Origin of the sequence: Arthrobacter sp. AQ5-05, from assembly GCF_003287975.1 — a bacterium.
Lineage (GTDB): Bacteria > Actinomycetota > Actinomycetes > Actinomycetales > Micrococcaceae > Paeniglutamicibacter.
In genome coordinates this window covers 82449-98042 of record NZ_QMKQ01000010.1, presented here as the reverse complement: position 1 = coordinate 98042, position 15594 = coordinate 82449, and the positions used below count along the sequence as shown (strand labels likewise).

Below are 15594 nucleotides of genomic sequence, written 5' to 3'. Positions count from 1 at the left end.
GAGAAGGACATGGGACGGAAAATAGTCCGCAGGCGCATCACCAGGGCAACACTGGACGGGGCACGGCTCGCCCGCGAGGAAAAGCTTGCCGTCGAGGAGCCGCTGGAAATACGCTTCAACGGCACCTCCTTCACCACCTCAATGCGCACCCCGGGCGACGACTTCGACATGGTTGCAGGTTTCCTGCTGGCCGAGGGCCTCATCAGCCGCACCGAGCACCTGGTGTCCATGCGCTATTGCGCCGGCACCGACGAGGACGGCAACCAAACCTTCAACGTCATTGACGTGCAGCTCGGCTTCGGGGCACAGTCCCCGGACCTGTCCGCGGCACGGCATGTGGTGACCTCCTCCGCCTGCGGGATCTGCGGGACCAACTCCATCGACGAGGTCGCCAAGAAGTCCTCCTACCCGCTGGATCCGGCCCGCGGCCACCTGCCGGTCCAGACGCTGTTGAAGATGCCCGACACCCTGCGCGAGGCCCAGGAACTGTTCTCCGCCACCGGGGGAGTGCACGCCGCAGGCCTGTTCACCACCGCCGGGGAACTGCTGGTGCTGCGCGAGGACGTGGGACGGCACAACGCCGTGGACAAGGTCGTCGGGGCCGCGCTGCGCGAGCATAAATTACCGCTTCATGACTCCGTCCTGCAAGTCTCCGGGCGGGCCTCTTTCGAACTGGTGCAAAAGGCCGCGATGGCCGGGATTCCGGTGCTGTCGGCCGTCAGTGCTCCTTCTTCGCTGGCAGTGGAACTGGCCGATGAAACCGGGTTGACACTTGCGGCATTCTCCCGGGGTAGTACGGTAAACATATATACGCATGCCGACAGGGTTGGATCCGGTTCCTAGGAACCATCCGGAAACGGGTTTCCCCGTCAGGGCACGCGAGCGGCCGCGGTCCGCGATACCGTTGTTGAACGTGGAGGACACATGCATCGGCCAGCCCCAACGCAGGACATCAATGAAGACGACCTGGTAGTCACCGAGCCAAAACGCAGTGCGGCCGGGGTCAAGGCCGTGATGGTGTCCCTGGAGCGCGGCTTTGCCGAGGCCGGGGTGAGCAGGACCCTGCGCTCGATGCTGCGCATCAACCAGCGTGGCGGCTTCGACTGCCCGGGCTGCGCCTGGCCCGAGTCCATCACCGGGGCCCGCAAGCCCGCCGAGTTCTGTGAAAACGGCGCCAAGGCCATTGCCGAGGAGGCCAGTGCCCGCACCGTCACCCCCGAGTGGTGGGCCAAGCACCCGATCAGCGTGCTGCGCGAGAAGACCGAGTACTGGCTCGGCTCCCAGGGCCGGATCACCGAGCCCATGATCATCCGCGAGGGCGAAAGCCACTACACCCCGATCACCTGGGCCCGCGCCTTTGCCACCATCGGCGAGCACGTCAAGGCCACCACCCCGGACAAATGCGTCTTCTACACCTCCGGGCGCACCGCCAACGAGACAGCGTTCATGTACCAGTTGATGGCCCGCTCGCTGGGCACCAACAACCTGCCGGACTGCTCGAACATGTGCCACGAATCCTCCGGCTCCGCGTTGAACCCCACCATCGGCATCGGCAAGGGCACAGTGTCCCTGGAGGACTTCGAGCACGCCGAACTGATCTTCGTCATCGGCCAGAACCCCGGAACCAACCACCCCCGGATGCTCTCGGCCCTGGCCGATGCGCGCAAGCGCGGGGCGCACATCGTTGCGGTGAACCCGCTGCCGGAGGCCGGCTTCTTCGGGTTCAAGGACCCGCAGGCCGTGCGGGGCATGCTCGGCAAGGCCGATGACATCAGCGACCACTTCCTGCAGATCAAGGTCGGCGGTGACCTGGCGCTCTTCCAGGCCTTCGGCCACCTGCTTTTCGAGGCAGAGGCCAAGAACCCCGGCACCGTGATCGATGCGGCATTCATCGACTCGGTGACCGACGGCTACGACGCCTACAAGGAAGCCCGCGCCACCCTGGATTGGGAAGCCACCGAGGAAGCCACGGGGCTGACCCGCGCCGAGATCACCACGGTGGCCAACCTGCTGATCAAATCCAAGGCCTCCATCTTCTGCTGGGCCCTGGGATTGACCCAGCAGCCGCACTCGGTGCCGACGCTGAAGGAAATCATCAACCTGCTGCTGCTGCAGGGCAACTTCGGCAAGCCCGGCGCCGGTGCCTGCCCGGTGCGCGGGCACTCCAACGTCCAGGGCGATCGGACCATGGGCATCTGGGAGAAGCCCGGCGAGGGGCTGCTGGCGGCCCTGGATGCGGAGTTCAAGATCGACTCCCCGCGGGCCCACGGCTATGACTCCACCGAGGCGCTGGTGGCCTTCGAAAACGACACCGTCGACGTGTTCGTCTCCATGGGCGGGAACTTTGCCCTGGCCAATTCGGAGACCGAGGCACTGGAAGCCGGCATGCAGCGGGCCAAGCTGACCGTGCACATCTCCACCAAGCCCAACCGCTCCCATGTGGTGCACGGGCAAACCTCGCTGATCCTGCCCACCCTGGGCCGCACCGACCGCGACGACAAGCACCCCGGCGGGCCCCAGTTCCTCTCCGTGGAGGACTCCATGTCCGTCGTCCACTCCACCCAGGGCCGGCTCAAGCCGGTTTCCGAGCACCTCATGGCCGAACCCGTCATCGTTGCCCGCATGGCCACCGCCATCCTGGGCGAGGACCACGTGGTGGATTGGAAGGCCATGGCCGATGACTACGACGTCATCCGCGACCACATCTCCCGGGTGCTGCCGGGCTTCGAGGACTACAACCGCCGGGTTCGCGGGCGCAACGGCTTCGTGCTGCCCAACCCGCCGCGCGATACCCGCTCCTTCGCCACCGACATCGGCAAGGGCAGGTTCACCGTCTCCCCGTTCGAGGCGCTTTCGGCCCCGGAAGGGCACCTGATCCTGCAGACCATGCGGTCCCACGACCAGTACAACACCACGTTCTACGGGCTTGATGACAGGTACCGCGGCATCAAGGACGGGCGCCGGGTCATCCTGATCAACCCGGAGGACCTGACCGAGCTGGGCCTGGAAGACAAGTCGCTGGTCGATGTGATCTCCACCTTTGGCGGGACCGAGCGCCGCGCCAACCGCTTCCGGCTGGTTTCCTACCCGACCGCCAAGGGCTGCGCCGCGGCCTACTTCCCGGAGGCAAACGCGCTGGTGCACCGGGACCTGGTGGCCCGCGAGTCCAACACCCCCGGGTTCAAGGCCATCACGGTGCGCTTCGTGCCTCATACCCGCCAGGCCGCGCGGATGTTCGACGAGGACGCCGTAACGGTCGGCTAAGCCGGCGCCGGTCGGCAGGGCCCGCACCGACAACCCCATCCATTGGGAATGTTGGCCCAGTGCCGGACCGGGGATGGATAGGCCCGCTGGTTCATCGAGCCGTCCAGCCCAAAGCGCCAAAGGTACACACGTGTCCACCAGGTATTCCCCGCGCACGATCATGGTTGCCGGCGTCCTGCCGGCCGTGCTGGCGGGCCACGCAATGTCCCTGCAGGCCCGCATCAACGGGGAAATGGGGATTCGGCTCCAGGACGGGGTCGCGGCCGGGCCGGCCGACCCGGCTGCCCCGGTGGTGCCCATCCTGGCGGTGTTTGCCTCGGGCGTCATCATGGGTCCCCAGCACGGTTTCAATGGGACAGTGGCCGCGGGCGTGGGTTTCCCGCTGCCCGGTGCCCTGGTGAACCACACCCTCGGAGCTGTCGTCCTGCTGGCGGCATGGCTGCTGAAGCCGGCCCTCGGCGGCCACGTCCCGTTACTGCCCCCGAGCCGTGGCTGTATGTGCCCGGTGCCCTGGGCCGGGAACCTGATCCTTTCCGCCATCCTGACACGGCATATCGGGATCCTGGTCACCGGGCTGGGCCTGATTGCCGGCCAGCTGATCGGTGCGTTGCTGCTTGACATGCTGCTGCCCGCCGACGGCACGGCCATCTACGTGCGGACGGTCGTGGGGATCGTGATCGTGCTTGCCGCCATGTGCCCGGCCGCGCTCGGCCCGCGCCGGCCGCGCTCGGCCCGCGCCGGCCGCGGGCGGGTCGGGGTGCCGGTGGCGAACAGGGGAAGAAAAACGAGGCAGAATCGGTTGGAACCACAGTCGGCGGTATGCCTGCCGACTAGTATCGGCCAGTGGCAGGCTTCCGGGATCCCCGTTGCGTGCTTCATGGCCCCGTCAGCATGAAAAGAGCACCACATGAGCATGGAAAACGCGGCCTGGCATTCGCTGTGGCGGATGTCCGGCGACAAGGGCAAGGCCTACGCGGATACGACCCCGCGGCGGGTGCTGTCCTTTGCGGCGAGCTACAAGAACAGGTTGCTGGTCTTCGTGCTCTTCTCGGTGTTCTCCGCGGTGCTGGCGGTGATCACCCCGGTGCTGGCCGGGCGCGTGGTCGATGCCATCGTGGCCCAGTCCGGGGTCCAGGTGGTGCTGAAGATCGCCGGAATCATCGCGATCGTGGCCGTCGCCGATGCCATCGTCTCGCTGGTGGTGCGCTGGTATTCCTCGCGCCTGGGTGAGGGAATCATCTTCGATCTGCGCACCGCGGTCTTTGACCACGTGCAGAAGATGCCCGTGGCCTTCTTCACCCGCACCCGCACCGGCGCGCTGGTCAGCCGACTGAACAACGACGTGATCGGCGCCCAGTCCGCCTTCGCCGGCACGCTCTCGGGACTGGTGTCCAACACCGTGGCCCTGGTGCTCACCGCAGGGGTCATGTTCTCCACCTCCTGGCAGGTCACCGCGCTGGCGCTGGTATTGCTGCCGATCTTCCTGCTCCCGGCCCGGCACTTCGGGAAGTCCATTGCGCTGCTGCGCCGGGAATCGGCGGATCTGAACGCCTCCATGGGCACCCAGATGACCGAACGCTTCTCCGCGCCCGGCGCCACCTTGATCAAGCTCTTCGGCCGCCCGGCCGAGGAATCGGCCCAATTCGGGCTGCGCGCCGGACGGGTGCGGGACATCGGGGTGAAGATGGCCATGCGCCAGTTCTTCTTCGTCTCCATGCTCACCCTGGTGGCCGCACTGGCCCTTGCCCTGGTCTACGGGCTGGGCGGGGTCTACGCGATGCGCGGGGAACTGGCCGCCGGCGACGTGGTGGTCCTTGGGATGCTGCTGACCCGGCTCTATGCCCCGCTGACCGCCCTGGCCAACGCCCGGGTGGAGATCACCAGCGCACTGGTGAGCTTCGACCGGGTCTTTGAGATCCTGGACCTCAAGCCGCTGATCACCGATGCCCCCGACGCCAGGGTGCTGGATGCGGGTCCGGTGTCGGTGAAGTTCACCAACGTCTCCTTCGCCTACCCCAGCGCCGAGAAGGTGTCCCTTGCATCGCTGGAAGACGTCTCGGTGCTCGACACCCGGGGCGGGGAAACCGTGCTGCACGGCATCGACTTCGAGATCCCCGCCGGCTCCACGGTGGCCCTGGTCGGTTCCTCGGGTGCCGGAAAGTCCACCATCGCCTCGCTGCTGGCGCGGCTCTACGACGTGGATTCCGGCAGCGTGCAACTGGCCGGGGTCGACATCCGCAAGCTCAAGCTCGACTCGCTGCGCTCCACGGTCTCGATGGTCACCCAGGACGGGCACCTCTTCCATGAGACCATCGGCTCGAACCTGCGCCTGGCGAAGCCCGGCGCCAGCGACGCGGAGATCTGGCAGGCCCTGGAAAGGGCACGCCTGGAACCGACCATCGCGTCCCTGCCCGACGGACTGGACACCGTGGTTGGGGAGCGCGGCTACCGGCTCTCGGGCGGGGAACGCCAGCGCATGACCATCGCCCGGCTGCTGCTGGCAGCCCCGCAGGTGGTCATCCTCGATGAGGCCACCGCGGCGCTGGACTCGGCCAACGAGGCCGCCGTGCAGGCAGCCCTGGCCGAGGCCCTGCAGGACCGCACCGCGTTGGTGATTGCCCACCGGCTCTCCACCATCCGCTCCGCGGACTTGATCCTGGTCATCGAGGACGGGCGGATCGCCGAGCGCGGCACCCACTCCGAGCTCATGGCCGTGCGCGGGCGCTACGCCGAGCTGCACGACACCCAGTTCGCGCAGTGATCCCCGGGCTCAACGGCCCAGCAATCCCGGCAGCACCTTGTCCCGCAGCAGCGGGGCGATGTCGCCGCGGGTGAGTGCTGTCGCCGGGTCGATCCAGAGCATCTGTTCGATCTCGGCCTGGATCCTGGGCGTATCGGAAGTACTGGCCCCGAAGAGGTGCGCATGGATGTCCGTGTCGGCCTCGTTGGCCGCCGGACCCTTCCACAGGCCCAGGGCTTCGACCTGGCCAGGTGGCAAGGCAAGGCCCAGTTCCTCCTTGACCTCGCGCAATACCGCGGCCATGGGGCTTTCGCCGGGCTCGAGCTTGCCACCGGGTTGCATGAACATCACGGTGCCTTGTTTTCGCACCAAAAGGATGCGTCCGGAGGGGTCGAGCAATTGCAGGGCGGCGATGGTAAGAATCTTTGGCACAACTTGAGCTTAACAACCATTCAAAGCACAGGCGGGAGTGATAACGTGCTTTGTGGACAGGCCTCGGCGCGCGTTTTTCCATTTAACGGTGGATACTGGAGTCAATTCGGCCAGATGCCACGTCCGACGAACCGTCCTAGTCATTGGGGGCTAGCGGTTCGGGCAAGGCCAACGGGGGATCAAAAGTGGATCTACAAATGGAGAATTGATGCAGCGGGGCACCAACTTAGGTCGACTCGGGGATTTTAATCAGGCGGTCATCTTTGAATCGATCCGCCGTGCAGTCGACGGGGTCAGCCGTGTAGAGCTTGCCGGCTCAACCGGGCTTTCCCCGCAGACCATTTCAAACGTCGTGCGCCGTCTTCTGGACGAGGGGCTCGTCCGCGAGGACCGCACGATTGTTTCCGGTCCGGGCAAGCCCCGCACCGTCCTGGAACTCGAGGCCAACCGCATGGTGGCCGTGGGCATCCATCTTGACCCGGGAGTCATCACCGTGGTCATGCTGAACCTCCGTGGCGAGATCATGCACTCGCGTCGCCTGGATATCCCTGCCGTCGAGGTTCCGGAGAAAACCATCGAGACCATGGCGCAGACCGTGGACGAGATCATTTCCGAATCCGGCGTGCCGCGCAGCAACGTGCTCGGCGTGGGCGTGGTGGTCCCCGGACCACTGGATCCCGATCGCGGGGTCATGGTCGACCCGCCACTGCTCGACGGCTGGAAAGATGTCGACATGGTCGAGCCGCTGCACCGCATGCTCAAGCTCGACGTGGTCATCGAAAAAGACACCATTGCCGTTTCCATTGCCGAGCAGTGGAAGGGCAATGACGCCGAACGCGACAACTTCGTCACGATGTATGTGGGTGCCGGAATCGGTGCAGGCATGGTCCTGGACGGCGAAATCCACCGTGGCATCAGCAACAACGCCGGCGAGATCGGGCACTACTCCACCGGTGTCGTTGCCCAGGAGTGCGACATCTGCGGCCGCAACGACTGCCTGCACGCCTCCTTGTCATTCAACCTGATTGCGCAGCAAGCCCGCGCACGCGGCCTGAGCCTCACGGTGCCCGACGACGGCACCGCGGAACAGCGCGCTGCCGGAATGGGCGAAATCGTGGCCCTGGCGAAGTCCGGCAACGAAACCGCCGTGGAACTGATCCGTGAATGCATGGGCCACGTCGGCCAGGTCGCCGGACAACTGTGCAACACCCTGGACGTCGGGCTGGTGGTCCTTGCCGGTCCGTTGTGGTCCGAAGTCGGCCAGTGGTGCCTGGAGGACGTGAGGGCAATCATCAACGAACGCTTCAGCTCCAAGAACGTCCATGCCGTCGAGGTCCGGTCCTCGACCTTGGGCCATGAGGTGGGGGCGATTGGCGGTGCCTGCGCCATCATGGACGCGAGCCTTTCTCCCAAGGCCGCGGCGCTGTTGTTGCGCTAAGCGGTCAAATATTGCGTCAATGGGTCGTCGGATGTGACTATCTGACGACCCATTGTCTTACTACTGATGGGTCGGTTGACAATCTATCTCTAATGGATTTAGATGACCGGTAAGAGTTGGTTGCATCCGAGCTGCCCACCGTTGTTTGTGTGACAGTCTTGATTTTCCGCAAAGCTAACGCGTGGGGGAACGGCAGGTCGGCTGCTGGGGACCCGGCTCTTGACGCCGTCGACCGGTGCCGTGGGATGTAATGGGAGTTATCCCACGGTTTCACCGGTCGACGGCACCTTTTTTCTTAACGCCGAGGTGTGTGGCGCGCCCCGAAACCGCACAGGGCGATGGATGCCACGACGACCATGGACTGCACTTGCCAAGCCGTGGGAACCGGGCATCGCCAGGGCATGCACCCACGTGCCGCTTGTCCAACCCGCAGCAGGGCCAAGGCGTCCGGGCACACCCGAAACGGCCCCAACGACAAGAGCGCGACCTGCAGATTTGCAGGTCGCGCTCTCGCTTGGTGCCCCTGACCGGAATTGAACCGATGGCCTACTCTTTAGGAGAGAGTCGCTCTATCCAACTGAGCTACAGGGGCGCGTTTCGCCAAAAACGATCCGGATCAATCCTAACGGTTTTTTGGCGAAGCTTGGTCAATGTGGCGCAGCGCGCCGTTTGACTGCCGCGTACTCCCAGGCCCTAGAGCAGGCCCTTCTTGGACAACTCCCACTTTTCGCGGAACGTGCGCACAAGCGAGGCGATGAGCACCCCGAACAGGATTGCCGCGGTGGCAAAGAGCAGGATCCAGCGGGTGGTGGTCAGCGTGGAAGCCAGGGACACGGCGGCCGGGTCCAGCGCACCGGTGAACAGGGCATCGATGGCACGGTTCTCCCACAGGTCAACGACGGCGAAGAGCATGGGCACCGCCCACAGGATCCAGCGGCCAATGCCGCGGGAGGTGTTGATGTTCACCGCCAGCATGGTTACCAGCGCCAGGAAGAGCGGGAAAAGCAGGCCGGCGGTCTTGTGCACGTAGTTCAGCTGCCCGACGGCATCCGCATCCATGGCCTGGCGCAACGCCTCGATGTGCTCGGCGGAGTAGCCGCCAACCATCTGGTCCGGCATGGCCAACCCGTTGGACAGGTCCGTCATCTGGTTCAGCACGAGCAGGTGGTAGTACCAAAAGAGGAAGAGCACCACGACGAACCCGGCAACCAGGATCAGGCCCCCGTTGCTGGCGGCCTTCTCCGGGGAGCGCTGCGTCGAGGGGTTGGGAACCGGCGCTGCCGGGGCGGGGCGGTTGTACTGCTTCTTTTTCTTCTGTGACTTGGCCATGACCCCAATTATGCCGCCAAATGATCCGGGCCAGGCCAACCGGTGGGCGCACCGCCGTAGACTGGGGCCATCATGGATTTTCTTTTCGATGACTTCGTCGCGCCCGCCCAAGCCCCGCCCCTCCCAGATGCCCAGGCGCTGCTTGCCGGGCTGAACCCCCAGCAGGAGCAGGCCGTCAAGCACTCCGGGTCCCCGCTGCTGATCGTTGCCGGCGCCGGCTCCGGCAAGACGCGTGTGCTCTCGCACCGCATGGCCTACCTGCTGGCCACCGGGAGGGCGCGCCCGCACGAGATCCTGGCCATCACGTTCACCAACAAGGCCGCAGCCGAGATGCGTGAACGTATTTCCGCGCTGGTGGGCGAGGACGTTGCCAAGAAGATGTGGGTGTCCACCTTCCACTCCTCGTGCGTGCGGATCCTGCGCCGCGAGGCGGCCTCGGTGGGACTGAAGTCCACCTTCTCCATCTACGACTCCGCCGATTCCCTGCGCCTGATCACGCTGGTGTCCAAGGGCCTGGAACTGGACCCCAAGAGGTTCACGCCCAAGTCCATGGCGCACAAGATCTCCGCGTTGAAGAACGAGCTCATCGACGACGAGCAGTATGCTGCGACCGTTGCCTCCAACGACCCGTTCGCCTCGGCGGTCTCCCAGGTCTACCGGGGCTACACCGAACGGCTGCGCGCGGCCAACGCCCTGGACTTCGATGACCTCATTGCCCACGTGGTCAACATCTTCCGTGCCTTCCCGGCGGTGGCGGACAACTACCGCAGGCGCTTCCGCCACGTCATGGTCGACGAGTATCAGGACACCAACCACGCCCAGTACGCCCTGGTGCGCGAACTGACCGGGCCCGACGGCCCGACCCCGGGCGGGGAACTGACCGTGGTGGGCGACTCCGACCAGTCGATCTACGCCTTCCGCGGGGCCGACATCCGCAACATCGTCGAATTCGCCAAGGACTACCCGGACGCTGTGACCATCAAGCTCGAGCAGAACTACCGCTCCACCCAGACCATCCTCTCGGCCGCCAACGAGGTCATCAAGCGAAACCCGGACCGGCCCGAGAAGCGTTTGTGGACCGCCGAGGGCGACGGCGAGAAGATCATCGGCTACGTGGGGGAGTCCGAGTCGGACGAGGCCCGCTGGATCGCCGAGGAGATCCTGCGCCTGAACGACGAGGAGTCCATCCGTCCCGGCGATGTTGCCATCTTCTACCGCACCAATGCGCAGTCCCGTTCCCTCGAGGAGCAGTTGATCCGCGTGGACTTGAAGTACAAGGTCATTGGCGGAACCCGATTCTACGACCGGAAGGAAGTCAAGGACGCACTGGCCTACCTGCGGGTGCTGGTGAACCCCGCGGACGACATCAACGTGCGCCGGATCCTGAACGAGCCCAAGCGCGGCATCGGGGACCGGGCCGAGTACTCGGTGGCCGCGCTGGCCGAACGCGAGCGGATCTCCTTCATGGAGGCGCTGCGGCGTGCCGATGACGCGCCGGGGCTGGGAACCCGCGGCCAGAACATGGTCGGCGCGTTCGTGAAGATCATGGACGACCTGGCCGTGGTCGCCGACGGATCCGGCCCGGCCGAGGCGCTTGAAGCGGTGCTGGAGCAGACCGGATACCTGGAAATGCTTCGCTCCTCCAGCGACCCGCAGGACGAGTCCCGAGTGGAAAACCTTGCCGAGCTGGTGGCGGTGGTCCGGGACTTCATGAAGGAGAACCCCGACGGCACGCTCACCGACTTCCTTGAGCGCGTGGCGCTGGTGGCGGACGCCGACTCCATCCCCGACGCACCCTCCGATGCGGAGGGCGTGGACATGGCCCACCGTGAGGGAATGGTCACGTTGATGACGCTGCACACGGCCAAGGGCCTGGAATTCCCCGTGGTCTTCCTCACCGGCATGGAACACGGCATCTTCCCGCACCAGCGGTCCCTGACCGATGGGAAGGAGCTGGCCGAGGAGCGCCGGCTGGCCTACGTGGGGCTCACCCGGGCACGCCAGCGCCTGTACCTGACCCGCGCCGAGTACCGCAGCCTGTGGGGACAGTCGCAGTACAACCCCGCCAGCCAGTTCCTCGAGGAAATCCCGGAAACCCTGGTGGAGTGGAAGCGCGAGGGCACCAAGCGCTCCAGCTTCGAGTCCTTTGGGGGGAGCAGCAACTTCGCCACCAGCCGCTACGAGTCAGGCTCCTACTGGGGTGCCGGCACGGGATCCGGCGGCGGGGGCAGGCTCTCCGGCGCCCCGGAAATCCACACGCTGAGCACCGCGCCCATGGCACGGGCCAAGGGCCGGGTGCAGCCGAACAAGGAAATCATCTCCCTGTCGGTGGGGGACAAGGTCAGCCATGGCACCTTCGGGGAGGGCGTGGTCCTGGCCTTGGAGGGTGCAGGTGACAAGACCGTGGCCAAGGTGAAGTTCGCGGACGCGGAGAAACGGCTATTGCTGCGGTACGCCCCGCTGACCAAGCTTGACTAGCTGCGTTGCCGAGCGTGAGGATACTCCCGCGAACGCCATGTTTGCGGGGCCTGTGGCGGGTGTCACGGCCCCTCGGGCTCTACCGTTTGTAGAACTGTGCCATTGGGCGCCAAGGCGCTAGGCTGTGGAATGGAGCCTGCCCTGTTTCCAGGACGGACTCTCCCCCTCAATGCATGGAACCGTGTTTACGGAGCCGTGCCTTGAGTCAGCATAGACTTCGACAAGAAGGACACAAGCCCGTGGACCTGTATGAATACCAGGCGCGCGATATGTTCGAGTCGCACGGTGTACCCGTGCTGGCCGGCATCGTTGCCTACACACCTGAAGAAGCCAAGGCCGCAGCCGAGAAAATCGGCGGCGTCGTGGTCGTTAAAGCCCAGGTAAAGGTCGGAGGCCGCGGCAAGGCCGGTGGCGTGAAGGTCGCAAAGACCGCCGACGAGGCGTTCAAGTACGCATCCGACATTCTCGGCATGGACATCAAGGGCCACACCGTGAACAAGGTCATGATCGCCCAGGGTGCCGACATCGCCGAGGAGTTCTACTTCTCCGTGCTGCTGGACCGCGCGAACCGCAACTACCTGGCCATGTGCTCGGTTGAAGGCGGCATGGAAATCGAGGAACTCGCCGTCGAGCGTCCCGAGGCCCTGGCCCGCATCGCCGTTGACCCGGCCGTGGGCATCGACCAGGCCAAGGCCGACGAGATCGTCGCAGCAGCAGGCTTCGCACCGGAACTGACCGAAAAGGTCGCCGCGGCAATCCTGAAGCTGTGGGACGTCTTCAAGAAGGAAGACGCAACCCTGGTCGAGGTCAACCCGCTGGTTCGCACCGGCGCCGGTGACATCGTTGCACTGGACGGCAAGGTCTCCATCGACGAGAACGCCGAATTCCGCCACCCGCACCACGTCGAGCTCGAGGACAAGGAAGCAGCGGATCCGCTCGAGGCCAAGGCCAAGGCCATGGACCTGAACTACGTCAAGCTGGACGGCGAAGTGGGCATCATCGGCAACGGTGCAGGCCTGGTCATGTCGACCCTGGACGTCGTTGCATACGCCGGCGAAAACCACGGCAACGTGAAGCCCGCCAACTTCCTGGACATCGGCGGCGGAGCCTCCGCCGAGGTCATGGCCGCCGGCCTGGACGTCATCCTGAACGACGAGCAGGTCAAGTCGGTCTTCGTGAACGTCTTCGGTGGCATCACCGCATGTGACGCCGTTGCCAAGGGCATCGTCGGCGCACTGGCCGAGCTCGGTTCCGCAGCCAACAAGCCGCTGGTCGTACGCCTGGACGGCAACAACGTCGAAGAAGGCCGCCGCATTCTTGCCGAGGCCAACCACCCGTTGGTCACCCTGGCAGCAACCATGGACGAGGGCGCCGACAAGGCCGCCGAGCTCGCCAACGCAGCGAAGTAAGTAGGGATACGCGAACATGAGCATTTACCTTAACAAGGATTCCAAGGTCATCGTTCAGGGCATCACCGGTGGCGAGGGTACCAAGCACACCGCCCTGATGCTGAAGGCCGGCACCAACATCGTCGGTGGCGTCAACGCCCGCAAGGCCGGCACCACCGTGCTGCACGGCGAGAAGGAAATCAAGGTCTTCGGCGCAGTGGCGGAAGCCATGGCCGAGACCGGCGCGGACGTTTCCATCGTCTTCGTGCCGCCTGCCTTCACCAAGGATGCAGTCGTTGAAGCCATCGAGGCAGGCATCGGCCTGGTTGTGGTCATCACCGAGGGCGTTCCGGTACAGGACTCGGCCGAGTTCTGGGCCCTGGCCCAGTCCAAGGTCGACGCCAACGGCAACCAGGTCACCCGGATCATCGGCCCGAACTGCCCCGGCATCATCACCCCGGGCGAGGCACTGGTCGGCATCACGCCGAACAACATCACCCAGAAGGGCCCGATCGGCTTGGTCTCCAAGTCCGGCACCCTGACCTACCAGATGATGTACGAACTGCGCGACCTGGGCTTCTCCACCGCCATCGGCATCGGCGGCGACCCGGTCATCGGCACCACCCACATCGACGCCCTGGCTGCGTTCGAGGCGGACCCGGAGACCAAGGCCATCGTCATGATCGGCGAAATCGGCGGCGACGCCGAAGAGCGTGCCGCCGAGTACATCAAGGCCCACGTCACCAAGCCGGTCGTCGGCTACGTGGCAGGCTTCACCGCTCCCGAGGGCAAGACCATGGGCCACGCTGGCGCCATCGTCTCGGGCTCGGCCGGTACGGCACAGGCCAAGCAGGAAGCACTCGAGGCTGCCGGCGTGAAGGTCGGCAAGACCCCGTCGGAAACCGCAACGCTGCTGCGCGAAGTCTACGCCGCCCTCTAATTCCCTAGAGCGCACCAAACCGGTGGCCGGTTCCCCGCAACGCGGGGGACCGGCCACCGGTTTCTTAATCAAGAGCCGCTGGCCGCACGGTGCGGAGCGAAGGCAGGTCCCGCTGAAGGCTGGCGCACCGTGGGCGGCCAAGACCCTCCGGTCCAAGGGCGGGCCGCGCGAACACCGGCAGTTCCCCGCCGAACTGGTGGTCCGGCGCTCCCGCGGACGCACCCCGGAACCGGAATCGCTGCCGCCTGCGCACTCAGGCCGGGGTGATGGACACCGGGATCGAGGACCAGCCGCGTAGCGTGGTGTGCAGGAACTGCTCGGGCTCGGCGGTGAGCTCCACCGACTTCACGCGCTTGGTGAACTCGGTGAGCAGCACCTCCATTTCCAGCCGGGAGAGCGGCTGGCCGACGCATTGGTGGATGCCCATACCGAAAGCCAGGTGCCCGCCGGCGGACCTGGTGATGTCGTACTCGTCGGCCCTCGGGCCCCAACGTTCGGCGTCGCGGTTGGCCGAGCCGACGAAGACCGCGACCTTGGTGTCGGCCGGCAGTTCCACCCCGCCCAGCTCGGTGGCCCGCGAGGTGGTGCGGTAGAAGGACTGGAACGGGGACTCGTAGCGGAAGGCCTCGTCGATGGCGAACTTCACCAGCTTCGGGCTCTGGTGGACCTTGGCGTATTCGCCCGGGTTGCTGGCCAGTGCCAGCAGCGTGGCGCCCAGGGAGAAGATGGTGGTGTCCAGTCCTGCCGAAAGCATCGCACGGACCAGCAACGCGGCCTGGTCCGTGCTGATCTCCCCGCGGTCGGCATACTCCCAGATCTGCGCGCCGAGCGATCCGGGGGACAGGTTCTTGCGGGCCGTATTGGCCATGGCCCAGTCGTTCATCCCGGAACCGGCCGCGAAGTGTTCGCGGGCCAGGGGGGTGTCGGGGCCGAACGTGGAGAAGTTCGCCGCACCCAGTGCCGGCAGGTTCTCGGCCCGGCCCTCGCGCGGGATGCCGACGGCGTCGCCGAAGGCACGCAGCGGGAAGACCTCGGCCATGTCCTTGACCAGGTCGACGTTGCGGGCCTCCAGCAGGGAGTCGACCAGTTCGGTGGCGTAGGCCTCGAAGCCGGCGCGTAGCGAGCGGACCCCGCGCGGGGAGATGACCCCGGCCATGGCATGGCGCATGTCGGTGTGGATCGGCGGGTCGGACTCCATGATGCCCTGGGCGCGCCAGCTGGGTTCGTGGTGCAGGTTCTTCGGCCCGGCCCCGGCCCCGGAGATGTAGGTGCGGTAGTCGTCCAGGACCTCCTTGCATTCGGCGAAACGCGTGACCGCGTGCAGGCCGTGCTCCTGCATCATGACCACCGGGCCCGCGGCGCGCATCTTCGCGAACAGCGGGTACGGGTCGGCCAGGTGCTCCGGCGCGTAGGGGTCTTGGGTGAAGACCGGGACCGTCGATGCGGCAAGGACGGATTCCATGGGTGCCTCCTGCGGGTAGGGGTGAATGACACCCAACCTAGCGAGGCGCGGGAACGCGAGTTAATTCGATTCCCACTATGCGAGAATCAAGATTGTCCTCCCCGGATGAACCATGGAATATCT

General features: G+C 65.7%; 11 protein-coding genes and 1 tRNA gene. 8 read left to right on the top strand and 4 right to left on the bottom strand.

What is annotated here, in order from left to right:
* Positions 1–9 precede the first annotated feature (9 nt).
* The 4 genes from fdhD to DQ353_RS10805 all read left to right on the top strand — a co-directional run bounded on the left by fdhD (position 10) and on the right by DQ353_RS10805 (position 6025).
* Positions 10–843: a formate dehydrogenase accessory sulfurtransferase FdhD gene (gene fdhD, locus DQ353_RS10820; protein WP_113762766.1), complete on the top strand. Its 834-nt coding sequence runs from the start codon at positions 10–12 to the stop codon at positions 841–843.
* Between the two features lie 81 nt (positions 844–924).
* Positions 925–3264, top strand: a complete 2340-nt coding sequence (locus DQ353_RS10815) for an FdhF/YdeP family oxidoreductase (protein WP_113762765.1) — start codon at positions 925–927, stop codon at positions 3262–3264.
* Positions 3265–3394: 130 nt separating this feature from the next.
* Positions 3395–4159 (top strand): DMT family transporter, encoded by a 765-nt coding sequence (locus DQ353_RS10810; RefSeq protein ID WP_181578338.1) that lies wholly within the window; start codon positions 3395–3397, stop codon positions 4157–4159.
* Between the two features lie 12 nt (positions 4160–4171).
* Positions 4172–6025: an ABC transporter ATP-binding protein gene (locus DQ353_RS10805; protein WP_113762763.1), complete on the top strand. Its 1854-nt coding sequence runs from the start codon at positions 4172–4174 to the stop codon at positions 6023–6025.
* Positions 6026–6034: 9 nt separating this feature from the next.
* On the opposite strand, the gene DQ353_RS10800 is transcribed toward DQ353_RS10805, so the two are convergent.
* Positions 6035–6436 (bottom strand): NUDIX hydrolase, encoded by a 402-nt coding sequence (locus DQ353_RS10800; protein WP_113762762.1) that lies wholly within the window; start codon positions 6434–6436, stop codon positions 6035–6037.
* Between the two features lie 208 nt (positions 6437–6644).
* Here DQ353_RS10800 and DQ353_RS10795 point away from each other — a divergent pair, with 208 nt between their 5' ends.
* The gene (locus tag DQ353_RS10795; protein ID WP_113762761.1) at positions 6645–7874 is read left to right on the top strand and encodes an ROK family transcriptional regulator; all 1230 of its coding nucleotides are present in this window, start codon (positions 6645–6647) and stop codon (positions 7872–7874) included.
* 515 nt (positions 7875–8389) lie between these two features.
* Here the strand turns inward: DQ353_RS10795 and DQ353_RS10790 are convergent.
* Positions 8390–8466 (bottom strand) — tRNA-Arg (locus tag DQ353_RS10790).
* A gap of 101 nt (positions 8467–8567) precedes the next feature.
* Positions 8568–9203 (bottom strand): hypothetical protein, encoded by a 636-nt coding sequence (locus tag DQ353_RS10785; protein WP_286166754.1) that lies wholly within the window; start codon positions 9201–9203, stop codon positions 8568–8570.
* Between the two features lie 72 nt (positions 9204–9275).
* Between DQ353_RS10785 and pcrA the strand changes: the two genes are divergently transcribed.
* From pcrA to sucD, 3 genes are all read left to right on the top strand, one after another.
* Positions 9276–11681 carry a DNA helicase PcrA gene (gene pcrA, locus DQ353_RS10780; protein WP_113762760.1) on the top strand — a complete coding sequence of 802 codons (2406 nt, stop codon included), beginning with the start codon at positions 9276–9278 and terminating at the stop codon, positions 11679–11681.
* Positions 11682–11920: 239 nt separating this feature from the next.
* Entirely contained in the window at positions 11921–13090 is a 1170-nt protein-coding gene (gene sucC / locus DQ353_RS10775; RefSeq protein WP_113762759.1) for an ADP-forming succinate--CoA ligase subunit beta, read from the top strand.
* A 16-nt stretch (positions 13091–13106) separates the two neighbouring features.
* The gene (sucD, locus tag DQ353_RS10770; RefSeq protein ID WP_113762758.1) at positions 13107–14009 is read left to right on the top strand and encodes a succinate--CoA ligase subunit alpha; all 903 of its coding nucleotides are present in this window, start codon (positions 13107–13109) and stop codon (positions 14007–14009) included.
* A gap of 253 nt (positions 14010–14262) precedes the next feature.
* Here the strand turns inward: sucD and DQ353_RS10765 are convergent, their stop codons facing one another.
* A complete protein-coding gene (locus tag DQ353_RS10765) occupies positions 14263–15471 on the bottom strand; it encodes a cytochrome P450 (protein WP_113762757.1) in 1209 nt (402 codons plus the stop codon).
* Positions 15472–15594 lie beyond the last annotated feature (123 nt).

Bases quoted from the DNA above. Each gene is read 5' to 3' on its own strand.
- fdhD (WP_113762766.1), top strand. From the start codon at position 10: ATGGGACGGAAAATAGTCCGCAGGCGCATCACCAGGGCAACACTGGAC.
- DQ353_RS10815 (WP_113762765.1), top strand. From the start codon at position 925: ATGCATCGGCCAGCCCCAACGCAGGACATCAATGAAGACGACCTGGTA.
- DQ353_RS10805 (WP_113762763.1), top strand. From the start codon at position 4,172: ATGAGCATGGAAAACGCGGCCTGGCATTCGCTGTGGCGGATGTCCGGC.
- DQ353_RS10795 (WP_113762761.1), top strand. From the start codon at position 6,645: ATGCAGCGGGGCACCAACTTAGGTCGACTCGGGGATTTTAATCAGGCG.
- DQ353_RS10785 (WP_286166754.1), bottom strand. From the start codon at position 9,203: ATGGCCAAGTCACAGAAGAAAAAGAAGCAGTACAACCGCCCCGCCCCG.
- pcrA (WP_113762760.1), top strand. From the start codon at position 9,276: ATGGATTTTCTTTTCGATGACTTCGTCGCGCCCGCCCAAGCCCCGCCC.
- sucD (WP_113762758.1), top strand. From the start codon at position 13,107: ATGAGCATTTACCTTAACAAGGATTCCAAGGTCATCGTTCAGGGCATC.
- DQ353_RS10765 (WP_113762757.1), bottom strand. From the start codon at position 15,471: ATGGAATCCGTCCTTGCCGCATCGACGGTCCCGGTCTTCACCCAAGAC.